17 protein-coding genes are annotated in these 17,868 nt (G+C 57.8%); 5 read left to right on the top strand and 12 right to left on the bottom strand.

Going from position 1 to position 17,868, the window contains the following annotated elements:
* Positions 1-46: 46 nt before the first annotated feature.
* Entirely contained in the window at positions 47-283 is a 237-nt protein-coding gene (locus tag ACZZ0D_RS06110) for a hypothetical protein (RefSeq protein WP_007910552.1), read from the bottom strand.
* A 233-nt stretch (positions 284-516) separates the two neighbouring features.
* Positions 517-1,533, bottom strand: coding sequence for a UDP-glucose 4-epimerase GalE (gene galE / locus ACZZ0D_RS06105; protein ID WP_053122014.1), 1,017 nt, complete (start codon positions 1,531-1,533; stop codon positions 517-519).
* A gap of 389 nt (positions 1,534-1,922) precedes the next feature.
* On the opposite strand from galE, the gene galU reads away from it, so the two are divergent.
* Both galU and ACZZ0D_RS06095 read left to right on the top strand, forming a co-directional pair.
* Positions 1,923-2,756, top strand: coding sequence for a UTP--glucose-1-phosphate uridylyltransferase GalU (galU, locus tag ACZZ0D_RS06100; RefSeq protein WP_158955768.1), 834 nt, complete (start codon positions 1,923-1,925; stop codon positions 2,754-2,756).
* 35 nt (positions 2,757-2,791) lie between these two features.
* On the top strand, positions 2,792-3,202 hold the full coding sequence (locus ACZZ0D_RS06095) for a mannose-1-phosphate guanylyltransferase (protein ID WP_053122019.1): 411 nt from the start codon (positions 2,792-2,794) through the stop codon (positions 3,200-3,202).
* A 111-nt stretch (positions 3,203-3,313) separates the two neighbouring features.
* Here ACZZ0D_RS06095 and ACZZ0D_RS06090 read toward each other — a convergent pair whose 3' ends face one another.
* The 8 genes from ACZZ0D_RS06090 to ACZZ0D_RS06055 all read right to left on the bottom strand — a co-directional run bounded on the left by ACZZ0D_RS06090 (position 3,314) and on the right by ACZZ0D_RS06055 (position 12,990).
* Positions 3,314-4,441: an SGNH/GDSL hydrolase family protein gene (locus ACZZ0D_RS06090; protein WP_463552684.1), complete on the bottom strand. Its 1,128-nt coding sequence runs from the start codon at positions 4,439-4,441 to the stop codon at positions 3,314-3,316.
* Between the two features lie 207 nt (positions 4,442-4,648).
* Positions 4,649-5,695 (bottom strand): acyltransferase family protein, encoded by a 1,047-nt coding sequence (locus ACZZ0D_RS06085; protein ID WP_463552683.1) that lies wholly within the window; start codon positions 5,693-5,695, stop codon positions 4,649-4,651.
* Between the two features lie 12 nt (positions 5,696-5,707).
* Positions 5,708-6,811, bottom strand: a complete 1,104-nt coding sequence (locus tag ACZZ0D_RS06080; protein WP_053122025.1) for a hypothetical protein — start codon at positions 6,809-6,811, stop codon at positions 5,708-5,710.
* On the bottom strand, positions 6,802-8,034 hold the full coding sequence (locus ACZZ0D_RS06075; RefSeq protein WP_463552682.1) for an MATE family efflux transporter: 1,233 nt from the start codon (positions 8,032-8,034) through the stop codon (positions 6,802-6,804). The genes ACZZ0D_RS06080 and ACZZ0D_RS06075 overlap by 10 nt, the downstream gene beginning before the upstream one ends.
* Positions 8,031-9,143 carry a polysaccharide pyruvyl transferase family protein gene (locus tag ACZZ0D_RS06070; RefSeq protein WP_212551155.1) on the bottom strand — a complete coding sequence of 371 codons (1,113 nt, stop codon included), beginning with the start codon at positions 9,141-9,143 and terminating at the stop codon, positions 8,031-8,033. Before ACZZ0D_RS06070 ends, ACZZ0D_RS06075 begins: the two co-directional genes overlap by 4 nt.
* A gap of 15 nt (positions 9,144-9,158) precedes the next feature.
* Positions 9,159-10,241, bottom strand: a complete 1,083-nt coding sequence (locus ACZZ0D_RS06065) for a glycosyltransferase family 4 protein (protein ID WP_053122031.1) — start codon at positions 10,239-10,241, stop codon at positions 9,159-9,161.
* Between the two features lie 40 nt (positions 10,242-10,281).
* Entirely contained in the window at positions 10,282-12,510 is a 2,229-nt protein-coding gene (locus tag ACZZ0D_RS06060) for a polysaccharide biosynthesis tyrosine autokinase (RefSeq protein ID WP_053122037.1), read from the bottom strand.
* 39 nt (positions 12,511-12,549) lie between these two features.
* Positions 12,550-12,990 carry a low molecular weight protein-tyrosine-phosphatase gene (locus ACZZ0D_RS06055; RefSeq protein ID WP_053122039.1) on the bottom strand — a complete coding sequence of 147 codons (441 nt, stop codon included), beginning with the start codon at positions 12,988-12,990 and terminating at the stop codon, positions 12,550-12,552.
* A gap of 292 nt (positions 12,991-13,282) precedes the next feature.
* On the opposite strand from ACZZ0D_RS06055, the gene ACZZ0D_RS06050 reads away from it, so the two are divergent.
* Positions 13,283-14,239, top strand: a complete 957-nt coding sequence (locus ACZZ0D_RS06050) for a glycosyl hydrolase family 5 (protein ID WP_463552681.1) — start codon at positions 13,283-13,285, stop codon at positions 14,237-14,239.
* Between the two features lie 202 nt (positions 14,240-14,441).
* Positions 14,442-15,368, top strand: a complete 927-nt coding sequence (gene tal / locus ACZZ0D_RS06045; RefSeq protein ID WP_053122043.1) for a transaldolase — start codon at positions 14,442-14,444, stop codon at positions 15,366-15,368.
* Between the two features lie 213 nt (positions 15,369-15,581).
* Here the strand turns inward: tal and rssC are convergent, their stop codons facing one another.
* Positions 15,582-16,064 carry an anti-sigma factor antagonist RssC gene (gene rssC / locus ACZZ0D_RS06040; RefSeq protein ID WP_042560140.1) on the bottom strand — a complete coding sequence of 161 codons (483 nt, stop codon included), beginning with the start codon at positions 16,062-16,064 and terminating at the stop codon, positions 15,582-15,584.
* The gene (gene rssB, locus ACZZ0D_RS06035) at positions 16,064-17,245 is read right to left on the bottom strand and encodes a two-component system response regulator RssB (protein WP_053122045.1); all 1,182 of its coding nucleotides are present in this window, start codon (positions 17,243-17,245) and stop codon (positions 16,064-16,066) included. The genes rssC and rssB overlap by 1 nt, the downstream gene beginning before the upstream one ends.
* A 273-nt stretch (positions 17,246-17,518) precedes the next feature.
* Here rssB and ACZZ0D_RS06030 point away from each other — a divergent pair, with 273 nt between their 5' ends.
* Positions 17,519-17,818 (top strand): PilZ domain-containing protein, encoded by a 300-nt coding sequence (locus tag ACZZ0D_RS06030; protein ID WP_463552679.1) that lies wholly within the window; start codon positions 17,519-17,521, stop codon positions 17,816-17,818.
* The last annotated feature ends 50 nt before the right edge of the window (positions 17,819-17,868 follow it).

Here is a 17,868-nt window from a genome sequence, read left to right as displayed (position 1 = left end):
CCGACTCACGTCGGGCGACCTTGTACTGCACTAACAGAACTTCCTGTTAGTTATGCGTGCCGGTTGTACCGGTGGTACCCGTTGTACCGGTGGTACCGCCGTTGGCACTGCCACCGCTGTTAGACGCCGCGACTGCACTGGCGACCATTGCAGTACTGGCTGCCGGCGCTTGAGAAGCCGCCACGTTGCCACCTACATTGGTCACCGCAGTAAGCGGTGCTTCAGCGGCGGCAGCCCAGTTGCTCAACATCGTCAACAGGGCAACTGCCATCACTTTTTTCATAACAACTCCTTTCTAACATTCAGCCTGTTAAAAAACCGGCGTGTGTTAGAGGTGGTAGCGTTCAAGCCCGCAAATAGCGCGAACAAGATCCGTTGTTCTTTCACAGTCTTACCCAACTGATAAAAGTCGAACGGCAGGTTTATATCTACGGACTTGCAAAAGGCATTGCCAGTGTAATTTCCCGACGGAATCTAACAACCTGACTGAAAATAACATTGGACTTTAAATGGCCATCATCCCAAGTAACCATTGGGATGCGTGGATTGCCAGCGCCAGGTGTCGGTGACCATGTCCTGCAAACTGCGCGTGGCTTTCCAGCCAAGTTCTTTGGCAGCCTTGGAGGCATCGGCCCAACTCTCGGCAATATCGCCGGAACGACGCGGCATCATCCGGTACGGCACCGGTTGCCCGCAGGCCTGTTCGAAGGCATGTAGCACCTGCAACACGCTGTAGCCATCGCCAGTGCCGAGGTTCCAGGTGTGAATGCCAGTGCGCCCGGCAATCGATTGCAGCGCCTTCAGATGGCCGTCCGCCAAGTCGACCACATGGATGTAATCGCGCACCCCGGTGCCATCGATCGTCGGGTAGTCGTTACCGAAAATCGACAGCTCTTGAAGGCTGCCGACCGCGACCTGACTGATGTAAGGCACCAGATTGTTGGGGATACCGTTGGGGTCTTCGCCCATCTGCCCGCTGTCGTGGGCGCCGATCGGGTTGAAGTAGCGCAGCAAAGCGATGCTCCAGCGCGGCTCGGCCTGGCTCAGATCGCGCAACACGTTCTCGACGATCAGCTTGGACTGGCCGTAGGGATTGGTCGGATTGCCGGTAGGAAAATCTTCGCGAATGGGCATTTGCTCGGGTTCGCCGTACACCGTGGCGGACGAACTGAACACCAGACGAAACACCCCCGCCGCCGCCATTGCCTGACACAGCGTGATGCTGCCGCTGACGTTGGTTTCGTAGTACTCCAGCGGCTTGCGCACGCTTTCGCCGACAGCCTTGAGACCGGCGAAATGCAGCACGGCCTCGATGTTGTGTTCGCGGAAAATCCGGTCGAGCAAGGCCCGATCACAGACATCGCCGCGAATCATCCAGGCACTCTTGCCGCAGATGGCCTCTACGGCATGCAACGCCGCATCGCTGCTGTTGCAAAGATTATCCAGCACTACAACTTCATAACCTGCTTCCAGCAACGCAAGTGTGGTATGCGAACCGATATAGCCGGCACCGCCGGTCACGAGAATCTTCATGGCGCGATCCGTCATTTGATAAATGCCAAGTAGCGTGTCAAGCCCGACTGCATGGATATGTGTCGCAATCCACACAAACGAACGACAACAACCGAAAACAAAACTAGTTCAATGACTGGCAATAAATATTTTTGCAGGTCACACTGTATTGCCCGCTACTTATTAGCACTGCAAGTGCACGAATCACTATCAACAGATACCGACTAAAAATAACTAATCACGCACTCACCGACATCTCATAACATTGTCGGGTTTTATCCTCATGAACAATTGCCATTAATAACCTGACTCAGGTATTAAAGTAAGCCTTCAATCATCATTGAAACTTGCAGACCGAAGTTATGGCCTGCATGCGTCGCCTGTGTTCCATGACTGTCCAGGATACTTTTATGATTCGTAAATGTTTGTTCCCCGCTGCCGGCTACGGCACGCGTTTCTTGCCGGCCACCAAAGCCATGCCGAAAGAGATGCTGCCGATCGTCAACAAGCCGTTGATCGAATACGCCGTTGAAGAAGCACGGGACGCCGGCCTGCAACACATGGCCATCGTCACCGGCCGGGGCAAGCGTGCGCTGGAAGACCATTTCGACATCAGCTACGAACTCGAACACCAGATTCGCGGCACCGAAAAAGAGAAGTTTCTGGCCGGCACTCGCGAGCTGATCGACACCTGCACCTTCTCCTACACCCGTCAGGTGGAAATGAAGGGCCTCGGCCACGCGATCCTCAGCGGCCGTCCGTTGATTGGCGACGAGCCATTCGCCGTGGTACTGGCCGACGACCTGTGCCTGAACCTTGAAGGCGACGGCGTGCTGACGCAGATGATTCAGCTGTACAAGAAATTCCGCTGCTCGATCGTCGCGATTCAGGAAGTCCCGGCCGACCAGACCCACAAGTACGGCGTCATCGCCGGCGAGCTGATTTCCGACGGCATCTACCGCGTCAACAACATGGTGGAAAAACCGGCGCCGCAAGACGCACCGTCGAACCTGGCGATCATCGGTCGCTACATCCTCACGCCGGATATTTTCGACCTGATCGCCGACACCGAACCGGGCAAGGGCGGCGAAATCCAGATCACCGACGCGCTGATGAAACAGGCGCAAAACGGCTGCGTGCTGGCTTACAAATTCAAGGGCCTGCGCTTCGACTGCGGCGACGCCGAGGGTTACTTGCAGGCGACCAATTTCTGCTACGAAAACGTCTACCTCAAGGGCCGCTGAGACGGCTCCCTCCTTTTCATTTCAGGCAGGCCACCATGAACATTGCACAACATTCCGTAGAGATTGAACGCGAGGTGGGCAACCTCGGAGTGATGAGTTGGCTGTCACGCCATCAGCCATTGCCCAGCGCCAACGAAACCTGGCTGGGCACGATTTTGCTGGTGGAGCGCATTGGCGTGTTCCCGGCGTCCGGGGATATCCGCCGGCCGCTGCGCGATCCGTATCCGCTGCTCGCGCATTTGAAAAAGCGCTATGGCGAGCAGGCGCTGGAGATGGATGACAGTGATGGGCTGAAAGTGATCTTCAGCGACTGGCGCTTCCGCGTGCGGATTTGCTGCAACGACCCGGCGATCATCATCAACGTGGAAACCCGTTGTGATGCGCGGCTGATGCCGCAGAAGCTTGCGGAATTGCTCGAACAAGTCGACGCCTTCACGCAAGACTGACCTGATCGTTCCCACGCTCTGCGTGGGAATGCATCCTGTGACGCTCTGCGTCACCCAGCGAAGGAACGCGGAGCGTCCCGGGCGGCATTCCCACGCGGAGCGTGGGAACGATCATTTTGGGGCATCGCAGCGATTGTTGGCGCCAGTGATCCAGCCGTAGAAGTAATCTGCAATCACCTTCCCGCCCGTTGCCGGCAGCGGATGAATCTTGTCCGGGCCGATCATCGCAGCAGCGTAGCGCTTCACGTCCGGGCCAAACGCGCATTGCAGATTGGCGTAACCGAAACCCTGCTCCCGCGCCCAAGGCTCAAGCACCTGCGCATACGCCGACATCGGATAAGCGCTCGAACGCGTGGTGTCCTGACGCATGATCAGGTTGATACTCGCCGCCGGTTGAATCTCGCGAAGCATGCCCACCAGACCTTGAACGTTCTGCAGATACTGCGCGGGTTTCACGCCAAAGCCCTGATCATTGCCACCCAGCATGATCAGATAAACATCGGCAGGGATCTTCGACACAGCGGCTTTCCACTGGGTCTGCCATTGCGCATCGTTGTGATAGAAGTCAGAGGATGCAGCGCCGGACGCTGCGAGTTTCGAGACGCGCACGCCGTTCTGATCGTTGCTCATCCACAGTCCAAACAGGGTTGGCGCGCCTTTCACGACTTCCAGTTTGAATGACCAGTCCGCTGCTGCCGGAAGACCCGAGAGGGTTGCTTCCTGAACGCCAGAACCTGCCAACGTCATCGGCTGCCAATCTTCTGAGGGTGACCAGCGATAGCGGATCTCGACAGGTTCGCCATTGCCCAGGTAAAACAATTTAGCCTGAGTGACGGCGGTGTTGATCGCCGGTGTCGGGCTGGCGTCGACTTGCAGCCATGCACCTGGCCGGCCCTTCACCGTGCGGCTGTCCGGACTCGCCTGGCCCAGACCTGAAACCGTCCAGTCCCCGCCGAAGTATTTTTCACTGCTGCGGGTGTATTTGAAATGCGTGCCGCCGAGCGCGGCGCCATGGTTGAAGCCGATATAGCCGGGCCCGGCAAAACCTACCTCCCCGGCCACGCGCTGCACCAGTTTGTTCAGATAGAAATCCTGCCCGGCGCTGTAACTGTCGCCGATCACCGAGACCGACAACACCTTGCCGGCCTTGCCTTCACGCCACTGGGCAAACCGCTCACGCGCATCACCCACCTCAACCACCGACGCTGCAACGGGTTGAGCGTCATTCACTGCCAACATGCAAAATTTCCTTCCGTCCGTAAGGGCCCCTTCGCGAGCAAGCCCGCTCCCACACTGGATCGGCGTCATACCCAAATCCCCCTGTAGGAGCTGCGGCACGCTGCGATCTTTTGCTGTTGCTTCTAAAGATCAAAAGATCGCAGCGTGCCGCAGCTCCTACAGGAGATCTCTATATCCACTGTGGGAGCGAGCCTGCTCGCGAAGCTTCTAGCTATTCTGAACCGGCACCACCGGGGCAACGACCACCACAGGTTTCTTCACCGCCGCACGCTCACCAAGAAACAGCACCGAGGTGAAATTAAACCGGCTGAACACCATCGACAACACCACCGGCCCCAGCAGCCCACCAGTCAATCCACCCAGCAACAACAAGCTCTCATCCTTCACACCCAAACGCCCCAGCAGCACCCGCGACGTCGCCGCGAACAGCACATGAAACAGAAAAATCGCATACGAATACCCACCCAACCACGTCAACGCCTTCGAGCGCATCCCACTCGACAACAACGCAAAGCAAGACACACACCCCACCGTCAAACCGATCAAGCTACGGCGATCAACAATCAGCTCACGATCCAGCGCCGCCACATACAGCAACGTCAGCGAAATCAGCACAAACACCACCGGCCCAATCATCGCGAACCGTTGCTTCAGCGCCTCGACATTCTCCTGCCCGATCATTCCCGCAACAAAAAACGGCAGCAGGTAAATCGCACCGTTAATCCCGAACGCATCAAGCTTGAACGGCGGCAGCAAAAACAACAGCACCGCAAACGCGAACAACCCATACAAGCGCGTCGCCGAGCGCAGCATCCCGCGCCACTCCAGCAGCCCGACGAACATGAAAATGATGAACACCGCCTGCAAAAACCAGAAGTGGTTGATCGGCACCCAGAACGACAGCAACGCGTCGATCACGCCGACGTCCTTGTTCACTCCCGGCCCCACCGCTTGCAGCACCGAAAACGGCACACCGACGCAAAACAACGGCACGATCAAACGCCGCACTTTGCCGCTGAAGAACGCGGAAAAGTCGTTGCCACGGATTTTGTAGATCGAATAGATGTACCCGGAAATAAAGGTGAACAGCGGCATGCGCACGTACACCATCGAGTCGGCGATCACCCGGAACGGCGAGCCGATATCGATCTTCAAGCCGCCGCCCAACGGCCCGATGACGTGGTAAAGCACCAGCAGCAGGCACGCCAGACCGCGCAGGGTTTCAATCTCCAGGGACTTTTTCTTGCTCGACATAAAGCACCTGCCTCAATTCAGAATTCTTGATTCAACCTGCACCGGTTTGTTCGCCCGCAGCATCAAGCCCAGCCCTACGAACAGCACCGGCACCACCATCGAAAAGTGCCGGGCGAAGGAGCCAAAGTCCGGCTCGAACAAACCCTGCACCAACAGAAAAGCCAGCGGAATCGCGATCAGTTCCTTGGGTTTGGTCTGGATCGGCGCGCCTTTGTAATCGGTCGAAGTGATGACTTTGAACAGCAGCAGCGCGGTCATGATCATCAACGCCACGAAGATCACCTGCCCCGGCCCGGACAGCAGAATCAGCTCCACCGGGAACGACAAACGGAAGAAGATGATCATCGAGTCCAGCGCCTGCGAAACGAAGTCGCTGCCGGTGAGCCACGAGACGATCAGCGACTTCGAGCCCTCCTCGCCCGCCGTGCGCAGTTCGTTATTGCTGGCGCGAATCGACGACACCGGGAAGCCCAGCGCCAGCTGAATCGCCATGGCCACTGCCAGGTAGAACAGAAACAGCATCAGAAAGAACGTCGTGCGTGATACGTACTTTTTCATCACGCAGACGCCGACCCACGACAGTGAAAACAGAATCCAGTACGGGCGGATCAGCACGCCGTAGATCACCGCTGAGAGAAAGAATCCGCCACGATATTTGCGCGTCAACGAGCTGAGCAAAATGCTCAACACCGCCACCGACACGATGATTTCCTTGGTCAGGTTCTCAAGGAAAAACGAGCGGACAATGCCCCACAGACACAGGGTGCCGAAGATCGCCAACGGCATGCGCCGAAACACCACCACCGGAATCGCCGTGAGGAAGAAATTGCAGAACATGCCGTAGGCCCAGGCATTGGTCAGGTTGATCCCGGTGGGCCGCAGCAGGAACGCCGAACACTCGTAGGACGAGCGATCCGGCGAGAACGGATTCCAGAAGTTGCAGTTGTCGGCGCGCGCGTAGGACGACCACAAGGTCATCGCATCCGGCCCCGGATCGCGAGGAATCAGCAGCGGCATGGCCACCGACAAAAACAACCCGGTGAACAGAATCAGGAACGACACATACGAATCGAGTCGCTTGCCGCGAAACTCGATGCACGGCAGCTTCAGGCCCATGACACGGCAGCCTTTTTCGCAGCGGTCACGCGCGTAAAAACGGCAATAACGCCGAGCTGCACGATGATCGCGAAGACATTGCCCCACGCTGCGCCATAAATCGAATAATGCTTGATCAACACGTAGCTGACCGGCACCGAAACCAGCAGGCAGATCGCCGCGCTGGCAAGCGATACACGGCTGTTTTTCGAGGCAATCAAACCGCCCCAGACGATGTCGCCAATCGCCCGCAAGGCGAAGGAAAAGATCAACACGCCAAGAATCGCATTGTCCGGACGCGGCACGCTGGTGGCGACGTAATCGAGCACCACGTTGAAGAACAGATAAATTGCCACCGCCACCGCCGCCGACACCACCAGCGAACGCATCACCCATTTGTTGACGAACAACTGCTTGACCGTAAACGCCTGCTGATCGGCCTGAAACCGCTTGGCCAACACCGGAATGCCAACCACCGCGACCACCGCATACGACAAGGCTTGCAAGGTGTTCGCCGCCGACCACGCGTACACATATTTACCGAGGCTGGCGTACGGCTCCAGATCGATAATCAGGAACCGCTCGGCGTACTGACTCAGCGCGATCAAACCGGTGCCGAGGTAGAACGGCAACCCGGCCTTCCACACCGCGCCCGTTGCCAGCGTCGAGCTCTCGCGGCCCTTGTGCACGTTCACCACAATCAAGTATCCGGCGACAATCACCAGCACATTCGCCGCGACCCACAACCACAACACACTGGCGATGCCCGACACCCAGCCGAGCATCATCCCGCCCACCGCCAACACCGCCCACAGACCGGTCTTGATGAAGAAAAGCAATGCGCCGGCCGTGGCTTTTTGTGCGGAAAACACGAACGAGTTGATCTCGAACGACAGGTGCTCGGTGAGCAAAACCAGGGTCACGCAGAGGATCAGCGTCGCCGTCGCTTCAACGGTCTGGAACAGTGAATAAATCAGCACCGTCACCACCGACAGCACCAGTCCCACCGCCAGGTACAACAGCAAAACCTTGTCGACCACGCGGCGCGAACTGCCGCCGACGCTGATCAAGCGATTGATCTCGGAACTGAAACCGACGCTGTAAAACTTCGAGGCGATCAACGACGCGGCGACCACCACACCGTAAAAACCCAGCGCCTCATAACCGAGGTAATGGGTGATCGCCAACACCAGCAAAAACTTCGCGCCCAAAGCTCCGCCGCGAAGCAGTAGCCGAAATATCATCGAACGACACCCTTGATGATTTCGTCCATGGCCACGGTTTTCGCTTCGATTTCACGGCAGGTATCGGTCAGACGCTGGCCGAAATTCGACAGCGCATTTGGCGCGTAAACCGTGTTGATGATGGTGTCGACATCGATGTCACCGCCATTGATCACCCAGTCCTCGACGCCCATGTCCTGATAGGCGCCGAAGCCTTTGCGCTCATAGCTGATGTGGTACGCCGGCACGCCGGACAGCAGCGATTCGATCGCGCCGTGCAGGCGCACAGAGATCACCAGATCCGGCTGATATTTGGCGATGGTCGCCTTCAACGACAGCAGGTCTTCAGTGATGCCCAGCTCGCGATAGAACGCACCGTCATCGTTGCCGCGAACAGCGCTCTGCACGGCGCAGACCACTTTGCTTTTTTGCTTCAGGCGTTGCAGCAGCAGTTTCAGATTGGCGACGTAGGCGACCTTCTTGTCTTTGCTCCACTCCGGCGGCTTGCGCAGCACTACGCACACCGTGGCTGGCGATGCGGCGCAACGGGTGAATTTCGGTTGCTGAAGGATCTTGCTCGCCAACGACTGCACCGCCAGATCCGGCGCGCGGTAGACGTTTTCGCAAGCGTCGAAGATCGCCGAGGAACGGTTGTCACGCACGAACACCGCATCGGCATTGGCGTAATGCTCGACGATTTTGCTGCTCTCGCCATGGAACGGGCCGATGCTTTGCGGCAGGTACACCGACGGCACTTTGCTGAGGATCGCGGTTTCCAGTTGCTTGGCGTGACCGAGCTTCAACTTGATGTGTTCGAAAGCGCTTTTCGAGCGCATGTAGCCGCCGCCAACGCCGACGATCAGATCGGTTTTCTGCAACAGATCCGCCAACCCGGCGTAGGACTGATTGAGAAACACCGCTTGCTTGACCCGGCCCAAACCCTTGGCCGCCATCACTGGCGCGTCGAAACGCGGGTGCGGCAGATAGCTGAAAGAATCCGGATCGGAGGCGACCACGCTGATCGCGGTGTCGTCGCCAAAGTTGCGCTGCACCAAGGCAATGGCCAGATCGACGAGCAGGCCGTCACCGGAGTTGGACGCACTGTAGCCATGCAAAATCGTTACGTTCATATGCTTGAGTTCTACTTAAAAAGTGGGAGCGCGATACAGGTCGTAGGTCTGGCGAATCATCAACGCGGCGCTGAAACGCTCGCGGACGATGCTGCGCCCTTCGCTGCCGAGATCGAGCAAGCGCGGCTTCTGGATTTGCGCCAGCACATCGGCCAGCGCCTGGTGATCACCGGACGGAAACACGTAGCCCGACACGCCGTGCGTGACCAGCTCAGGCAGCGAGGTGCAATTGCTGGCGATCACCGGCAGCCCCATGGCCATGCCTTCCAGCGGCACCATGGCGAAGCCTTCCCAACGACTCGGGACGATCAACGCATCGGCTTTCTGGTACAGCGCCTGCACTTCGCTCGGCGTGACCCACGGCAGGTATTCAACCGAATCCATCGGCGGACACTCCACCGAATCTTCGTTGACCGCGCTGCCGACCACCGTCAGTTTGAGGTCATTGCGCTGCACATTGGCGAAGGCCTTGAGCAGCACGTCGAAGCCTTTCTGGTAATCGAGACGGCCGACAAACAGCAGATGAATCGGCTCGGGACTCGCGGCTTTCGGCGCGTCGTCCTTATGATGAATGCCGTTGTAGATCAGCTTCATGCGTTTGCGCTCGATGCCGAAGCGCGCGGCTTTGTCGAGTTCGTACTGACTGACGCAAATGATCACGTCGGTGACCTTTTGCAGCACGCGCTCGATCCACGCATAGACCTTCTGCTTGATCGGCGAGCTTTCCATCAGGAACGAAAACGCGTGCGGGCAGTAGACGATTTTCGGCTTGCGCCACGGTCGCAACAGCACGCAGACGCAGCGGCCAATCACCCCGGAAAAGGTGCTGTGCAAATGCACCACATCGGGTTTTTCCTTGAGCAGCACTTGCGTCAGACGCCAGGCGAAACGCAGCAACGACGGCACATTGCGCCCGGTGCGCGGGAAGGTGCGGATCTGTTGCGCACCGATGCCGTGCAGTTCTTTGGCCTGATCCTCCGGCACCAGATACACCAACTCGTAGTCGGCCGCATCGCCTTCCGGCGACGCCGAAATCGTGCGAATAACGGTCGCGACGCCACCTTTGATCGTCTCTGCCACGTGCAGTATTTTTTTCACAACTCACCCACTTCAAACAGGAAAGGACAATCGCCAAAATTCAGGATTTGTCGGACGCGTATTCGTAGTTGTAATAGCCGTAGCCGCCGTTGCCGTAGTAGCTCGCGGCACGCTTCTCGACGCCGTTGAACACCGCGCCTTTCAACTCGATACCGTTCTGCGCGAAGCGGCGGATGGTCAGCTCGATCTCTTTGGCCGGGTTCACCCCGAAGCGCGTGACGATCAGGCTGATGCCCGCTTCACGGCCGACAATCGCCGCATCGGTCACCGCCAGCAGCGGCGGCGTATCGATGATCACCACGTCGTACATCTCGCTGAGTTGCGCGAGCAATTCGCGGAAGTTCGCGTGCATCAACAGCTCGGACGGATTCGGTGGCACCTGACCACGGCTGATGAAATGCAGGTTGTCGACTTCAACTTTGTTGATCGCCTGATCGATGCTGCAGCGCTTCACCAGCAGGTCGGACAAACCGTTGCTGATTGGCGTGTTGAGGGTTTTGTGCAGGTGCCCTTTGCGCATGTCTGCATCGATCAGCACCACGCGCTGACCGCTCAAGGCCATGACTGCGGCGAGGTTGGACGAGACGAAGGTTTTGCCGACTTGCGGGCTCGGCCCGGAAATCATGATGCGGTTGTTGGTCGAATCGAGCCCGGCGAAGTGCAGGCAAGTGCGCAGGCTGCGGATCGACTCGATCGACAGATCGGTCGGATTGCGCAGCGCCAACAGGTACGCCGGTTTGTCGACACCATCGCGGGCACGGCCCTTTTTGTTGTCTTCTTCCTGTTGCAGCGCGCTGTAGGGAATCGACGCGTACACCGGCAAACCGAGTTGCTCGATGGCTTCGGGGCCTTCCAGCCCACGGCTCAGGGATTTGCGCAGCAGCACCAGCGCCACACCGACGAAGGCGCCGAAGAATGTCGCGATCAGCACGATCAAGGCTTTCTTCGGTTTGACCGGGCTGGTCAGGTCGACGTCCGCCGTATCGACCAGACGCACGTTGCCCACCGCACCGGCACGAACGATGTCCAGCTCCTGGGATTTGTTGAGCAACTGCGTGTAGATCTGCGAGGCGACTTCGACATCGCGGGTCAGGTTGAGCAGTTCTTGCTGGGTGGCCGGCAAGTCCTGGACTTTGCCTTCCAGCGACTTCTGCTGCTGGGTCAATTCACCGATCTGGCTCATCAACGCGCGGTAGGCCGGGTGCTGTTTGGTGAACTTGCGATCCATCTCCGCCTGCTGCATTTTCAGCTCGGAAATCCGCGTTTCCAGCGCGACGGACTGACCCAGCACCGATTGCGTTTCCAGGGAAATGTTCACGGTTTTGCCGTGGGTCTGATAAGCGTTGAGGGCATCGCTGGCCTTGGCCAGATCACGTTTGACCTGCGGCAACTGACTTTGCAGGAAGGCCAGACTCTGCGCCGCTTCCGCCGAGGTACGGCGTACGTTTTGCTCGACGTAGAGCGAGGCAATCTTGTTGAGAATCTTCACCGCTTCAGGCGCGTCGGCACTGGCGAGGGCCAGACGAATGATTCCCGACTCTTTGCCTTGTTCAGAGATATCCAGTGCATCCTGATAACCCTGAATCGTCACGATGCGTGGGTTGCGCACCACTTCGAAACGCGTGCCGGGATTGGCCTGCAATTGAGTGATCAAGCCTTCCACGCCATCCTGGGCAAAGGCTTCGCCCATCGCGCCCTCAGCCAGCAGGTTGTCGTTGTCATCGAGCAACTGGAAACGATGTTGTTCGCCAGCGATCAGCGTGAGTTTTTTGCCGAGCAGTTCTTTTGGCAGATTGAGCCGGGCAAACTCCAGCCGCTCACCGCCCCAGGCGTAGCTGTTCAGGCCGAAACGCGGCGCGGCGACGCTGGTGTCGGTTTCGCCGCGATAACGCCGGGCGAGAAAGCCGCCGATGAGCGGAAAGGTGTTGGGGCTGACGTCGATGTCGAGGCGCAGATCGTCGACGGTTTTGCCGATCACTGCGCGGGATTTGATGATGCCGATCTCGGTCACCGACGGCGATTGGCCGCCGAGCATGCTGTTGAGGTCGGAGAAACCGAGCATGTCGTTCTTTTTCGGTTCGACCTGCACCAGCGCGTTCGCCGAATACACCGGCGTGGCCAAAACCGCATAGGCAATGCCGGTGACCATAAACGCGCCGGTGAGCGCGCCAATCAACCATTTCTGATCGATCAGGCTGCCAAAGATGCCGAGCAGATCAATGCTGTCTTGATCATTGTCACGGGTGCCGATTACGGACGGTAACTGCATAAGTCTGTTCTTACCATTCACTGTTCTGAAGAATATTCGTCAATGCCCGAGGCGCTGCGCCCATGAACTAACTGCATCTTCAATCAATGCATGCGCATGGATAAAAGCGGCTTTACCTTGACGATACGGATCGTGTATTTCGCGCTCGCTCTGCCACTTGCCAAGCAGAAACACTTTGCCCCGCGCATGCGCGGCAATCTTCAGTACTTGATTAACGTGTTGTTTTTCCATGACCAGAATCAGGTCTGATTCATTGACGATGTCTGATGTCAGTTGCCGAGCCTTGAACGTTTCGGCGCTGTGGCCGTGATCTTCGAGCACCTGACGCGCCGACGCTTCGACACCCTCGCCGACCCGCGCCGCAAGGCCTGCGGAGGTGACGGTGATCGCTGACGAGGCCAGCGCGTTACGCAGCAACAGTTCTGCCGTCGGACTGCGGCAAATATTGCCCACGCACACAACAAGGATCTTTCTGAACAAGGTTTTACTTTCCCGGGTAATGTCAAACGGCCAACATGCCAAAGGATTGCAATGAACCCTGTGGATCTTTCTGCACTCAGAAATAGAATCGCCCTGTTAGTACTGGAGCATTAAGTACCACAGCGTTTTAAAGGCGCCCAACCACTATTAGCGGACTAAAAATAACTGTGATTTTCGGCTGATTGTTTTCCGACAAAAAATAACATTCGCGCACTAAGTGCCATCACCTCACTCGAAAATTGAGAAAAGAGATCATTCTTCGTAGTTGTCACTTCTCTTCGGGAGAGCAGACATGAAATCGACACCTCTGCAACAACTTGGCGCGCTGACGTTGGCGCTGCTCGGCGCCACCAGTCAGGTTCACGCCAGTGAGCTGTTCCCTAACCTCCCCGCCAAGACCGTCGGCGTGCAGGTGAAGATCCAGAACTTCACCGCCGCCGATGCCGCGCAGATCAAAGCGGCCGGGTTCAGTTTTGTGCGCTTCGGTGTGTGGAGCGACAGCCTGAGCGCCAAGGCCTATCAACAGCAGGTCAGCGCTGCCTTCGCGGCAGCGCGATCGGCGGGGTTGCCGGTGCTGTTGACGGTGCGTGCGATCAAGCCGTTGCCTGCCTCGTCAGGCAGCGAACTGGCGACGGCGGGCGAAGCGTTCGCCAATGCCGTGACAAGCCTGGAAACGTCCTACAGCGCGCAACTGGTGGCGATTGAGCTGTGGAACGAGCCGGATCTGCCGACCTACTGGCCGACGGGCAATCTCGACACGACGTTCGTGCCGTTCATGAGTTCGGTGTGCAAGACGTTGCAGGGCAAGCCGCCGGCGACGCCACTGGTGGGTTACGGCTTCGCGCGGCCGCCGACCGCCGGTTCCGCATCCACCGTGGCGCTGAATCGCATCGTCAGCGAATACCCGAAGTGCCTGAGCGCGGTGTCGTATCACCCGTATGGCATGACTGCTGCGCAGATCAGCAGCGCGCAGGCATTCATTCAGCAGAACTTCCATTTGCCGGGGGTTATCAGTGAGTGGGGTGTCTCAGCGCTCAGCTCTAATGGTGGCGCCGATGGTCAGGCGAGCAAGATCAACGCCTTTATTGGCGATGTTAAAAAACTGCAGATCCCGCTGACGTCTATCTATGAATGGAAGAACAGTGAGTCCGGCAGTAACGATCGCGAGAAGAACTTCGGCCTGTTGACCTCTGACGGTCAGCCGAAACCGGCGCGATTGTCGGTTGAATCCTTGTTGAACGCTGAGTAGTCCGTGCGCAACCGATCTGTACGCAGGTCGGTTGCTTTGAACCTGTGCGCTGTTTTGGCATCGTATTCATCGATAGCCCGCCCCACCTTTCAAACAATCGTTTTCAGGTTGTTGCCGCAGGGGCCATCGATACACGTCCACGCCCTTGAGTGACCGTCAGCGCTCGGGTAATGTCTTCAGACCCATAGGATAGAGCACGCCCATGACTTCCAAGCTGGAACAACTCAAACAATTCACCACCGTAGTGGCCGACACTGGCGACTTCGAAGCGATCGCCCGAGTCAAACCGGTCGACGCCACCACCAACCCTTCCCTGCTGCTCAAAGCCGCGGCCATTTCCGGCTACGCCGAGCTGCTGAACGCTTGCGTCAGCGACTGCAAGGGCGATGTCGGCCTGGCCAGCGACCGTTTTGGCGTCGCGGTAGGTCAGGAAATTCTTAAAGTGATCCCGGGCCGCATCTCCACCGAAGTGGATGCACGCCTGTCGTTTGACAAAGACGCCGTGCTGAAACGCGCACATCGCCTGATCGAGCTGTACGACAAGGCTGGCATTGGCCGCGATCGCGTCTTGATCAAGATCGCTTCGACCTGGGAAGGCATCCGCGCCGCTGAAGTGCTGGAAAAGGAAGGCATTCAGACCAACCTGACCCTGCTGTTCTCCTTCGCCCAGGCCGCAGCCTGCGCCGACGCCGGCGTGTTCCTGATTTCGCCATTCGTGGGCCGCATCTACGACTGGTACAAAAAGGCCAACGGCAATGACTACACCGGCGCCGATGATCCGGGCGTACAGTCGGTGACGCGCATCTACAACTACTACAAAGCCAATGACTACAAGACCGTGGTCATGGGCGCGAGCTTCCGTAACCTGAATCAGATCGAGCAACTGGCCGGTTGCGACCGCCTGACCATCAGCCCGGATCTGATCGACAAACTGGCAGCGGATAACGGCAAGCTGGAGCGCAAACTGGCCCCAGGCCACGCCGGTGAAGCCCGTCAGAGCCTGAACGAAGCGCAATTCCGCTGGTTGTCCAACGAAGACGCGATGGCCACCGAGAAACTGGCTGAAGGCATCCGTCAGTTTGCTCGCGACCAGGAGAAGCTTGAGGCGCTGTTGCAGGCCAAGCTGTGATTTGATTGTTTGAAATGCAAAAAGGGCGAACCTGTGAGGGTTCGCCCTTTTTTATGGCTGGGAAATATTCGGTGTTCTTGCGGAAGCTATCGCGAGCAGGCTCACTCCTACAGGGGATCTGTGGAGTGATCGCGATTATGTGGCTAATGAAGAACCCTGTAGGAGTGAGCCTGCTCGCGATAGGGCCAGCCGCCCTACCCTCAGCTCAAACTATCAATGCCTTTCGAGAGCATTCACCAGGTCATGAAACGCTTCGCGATTGGAATCGTTCAGGCCCATGAGGATTTTGTGTGCTTCCAGCACCTTGATCCGCACCACTTCTTCCGACTGATCCTGATCTGGCAGGTCGTCCAGGCACTCCGGGCATGGCACCGGGTGGTTGACGATGTTGAACACCTGCTCAAACCCCATCGATTGCAGCAGACGGGTGATGTCATCGTGGGTGGTCACGACAGTCGGCAGCAGGCCGACCTTTTGCCGCGACAGGATCGACAGTTTGGCCAGCAAGCCCAAGGTGGTGCTGTCGATGCTGCGGGTTTCGGTCAAATCGATCACGATCGCGTTGAAATTCAGCGCGGTGAAGATTTTCTCAATAGTCGCATCCAACGCCGAACACAGGGTCAGGCGAACTTCACCGACGAATTTCAGGACGAAGGTGCCGTCCTGCTCGGCGAACTGGATTCTACCGGTACTCATTAAAGATTCCTGCTCAACACCAACAGGGCGATATCATCCGGCATCTCCCCTAGCGTGGCCAATTCAAACACTTGCCGCAGACCATCCAGGCTGCCGCCCGCCGACTTCACCCGTTGGGGCAAAGCAGCTTCTTTTTCTTTGAGCGTGGGTTCTGGCAACAGATCCAGAATGCCATCGGACATCAGCGTCAGGCTGAACGTCGGCGGCAGCTCAAGCACGTGGTCTTCGTAGGTGGCTTCATTGAAGAGGCCCACCGGCAACCCGCGCCCTTCGAGATAACGAACACTGTCAGGCGTGTACAACACTGGCAAAGGCAGATGACCGCCGATGCTATAGGTCAACAAACCGGTCTCCTCGTCGATGACTCCACCGACCATTGTGACGTGTTTGCCCAGCTTACAACTGATCAGCCCCCGGTTGATATGACCAAGGACTTCTGAAGGCTTGAATTCCGGCAATGTGCCGTTGCGCTTGGATTCGAACAGCAGGCGCGTGGTCATGAACTTCAACAGCACCGTGACGAAGGCTGAAGAGGCGCCATGCCCGGAAACATCCGCCAGGTAAAACGCAACCCGGCGCTCGTCGACGCGGAAATAGTCGACAAAATCACCCGACAGGTACAACGACGGGATGATCTGGTGGGCAAACTTGAACTCGTCGATGCTCCACGGACTTTCCGGCAGCATGTTCATCTGCACCTGGCGACCGGCGTTCTGGTCTTCCTGGAGCAGGTTCAGGCTGGCGGCGAGCTCACGGTTGGCCTTTTCCAGCTTCTCGCGGTAGCGCTGGTTTTCCAGCAGCAGACGCGAACGATCGAGGGCCCGGCGCACGGAGTGCTCGAGCACGGCCAGATCTTCGAGAGGCTTGATCAGGTAATCCGCCGCGCCCAGGCGCAAGGCCTCGACCGCGTCGTTCATCACGCCGGCACCCGATACCACGATCATCGGCGTCTGCGGCGAACGCTCGGTAACCTGGCGAATGAATTCGAGTCCGCCCATCTGCGGCATGCGCAGATCGCAGATAACCAAATCGGGCTGTTCTTGCTCGAATACCTTGAGACCCTGTTGGCCGTTGCTGGCCTGCAGGACGCTGAAACCACTGTCTTCCAAATAGGCCGCGAGGCTCGCGCGCACTACTTCGTCATCATCGATTATCAGCAGCGTGGCACTGGTTTTTGGCATGTGGGCAAACGGCGCCAGAATTAGGTTGGCGTAGTGGGCAAGGTAACAACCCTGCGCGGACTACTGGATTCGCTTTCTAGCCTCTCTGTCGCACCGCTTTCGAGCATTGGCCGAAACGCGGTTACTTCAGAGGTGCCCTTCTAAGGCGCAGACGGTACTCCCATCCGCAGAGCGTTTCAAGCATGCGCCGATGGTCGCTTGACGACTTTACTTGTCAAATCACTGGGAGTTATAAGAACAGCTCAAACCGTAACCCAATGGAAGGACGAAGGCATGAGTCAAACCGGTCGGGACTACAGCGAAAAGCGCGATTTCATCCGCATGCGAGTCGATGCCGATGTCGTGTTGATTCATGAGGGTGATGAGGTTTCAGGGGTGTGCATCGACCTCTCGAGCAGTGGCATGCAGGTCGAAGCGCCCAGACAATTCGCGGTCGGCGACCGTTTGAGCGTGCGGATCGACTCCGACCATGCAGCGCTCACTGGCCTTGAGGCCGAGACCGAAGTGGTCTGGGTCAGCGCCCGGGACGGCGGCGCTCAGAAACTCGGCCTGACCATTCTGAAGATGAAATAAGCGCACACAAAAAAGGCGACCCGGGGTCGCCTTGTTGTTTCTACAGGTCG

It is taken from the genome of Pseudomonas sp. AC193, from assembly GCF_979258075.1.
This window is presented reverse-complemented; position numbering and strand designations above follow the sequence as displayed.

What these genes read in the sequence shown, in the direction of transcription:
- ACZZ0D_RS06050 (WP_463552681.1), top strand. Translation starts at nt 13,283, where the DNA reads ATGAAATCGACACCTCTGCAACAACTTGGCGCGCTGACGTTGGCGCTG.
- ACZZ0D_RS06095 (WP_053122019.1), top strand. Translation starts at nt 2,792, where the DNA reads ATGAACATTGCACAACATTCCGTAGAGATTGAACGCGAGGTGGGCAAC.
- rssB (WP_053122045.1), bottom strand. Translation starts at nt 17,245, where the DNA reads ATGCCAAAAACCAGTGCCACGCTGCTGATAATCGATGATGACGAAGTA.
- ACZZ0D_RS06085 (WP_463552683.1), bottom strand. Translation starts at nt 5,695, where the DNA reads ATGTCGAGCAAGAAAAAGTCCCTGGAGATTGAAACCCTGCGCGGTCTG.
- ACZZ0D_RS06110 (WP_007910552.1), bottom strand. Translation starts at nt 283, where the DNA reads ATGAAAAAAGTGATGGCAGTTGCCCTGTTGACGATGTTGAGCAACTGG.
- galE (WP_053122014.1), bottom strand. Translation starts at nt 1,533, where the DNA reads ATGAAGATTCTCGTGACCGGCGGTGCCGGCTATATCGGTTCGCATACC.
- ACZZ0D_RS06080 (WP_053122025.1), bottom strand. Translation starts at nt 6,811, where the DNA reads ATGGGCCTGAAGCTGCCGTGCATCGAGTTTCGCGGCAAGCGACTCGAT.
- tal (WP_053122043.1), top strand. Translation starts at nt 14,442, where the DNA reads ATGACTTCCAAGCTGGAACAACTCAAACAATTCACCACCGTAGTGGCC.
- ACZZ0D_RS06070 (WP_212551155.1), bottom strand. Translation starts at nt 9,143, where the DNA reads ATGAACGTAACGATTTTGCATGGCTACAGTGCGTCCAACTCCGGTGAC.
- ACZZ0D_RS06090 (WP_463552684.1), bottom strand. Translation starts at nt 4,441, where the DNA reads ATGTTGGCAGTGAATGACGCTCAACCCGTTGCAGCGTCGGTGGTTGAG.
- ACZZ0D_RS06060 (WP_053122037.1), bottom strand. Translation starts at nt 12,510, where the DNA reads ATGCAGTTACCGTCCGTAATCGGCACCCGTGACAATGATCAAGACAGC.
- ACZZ0D_RS06030 (WP_463552679.1), top strand. Translation starts at nt 17,519, where the DNA reads ATGAGTCAAACCGGTCGGGACTACAGCGAAAAGCGCGATTTCATCCGC.
- galU (WP_158955768.1), top strand. Translation starts at nt 1,923, where the DNA reads ATGATTCGTAAATGTTTGTTCCCCGCTGCCGGCTACGGCACGCGTTTC.
- rssC (WP_042560140.1), bottom strand. Translation starts at nt 16,064, where the DNA reads ATGAGTACCGGTAGAATCCAGTTCGCCGAGCAGGACGGCACCTTCGTC.
- ACZZ0D_RS06075 (WP_463552682.1), bottom strand. Translation starts at nt 8,034, where the DNA reads ATGATATTTCGGCTACTGCTTCGCGGCGGAGCTTTGGGCGCGAAGTTT.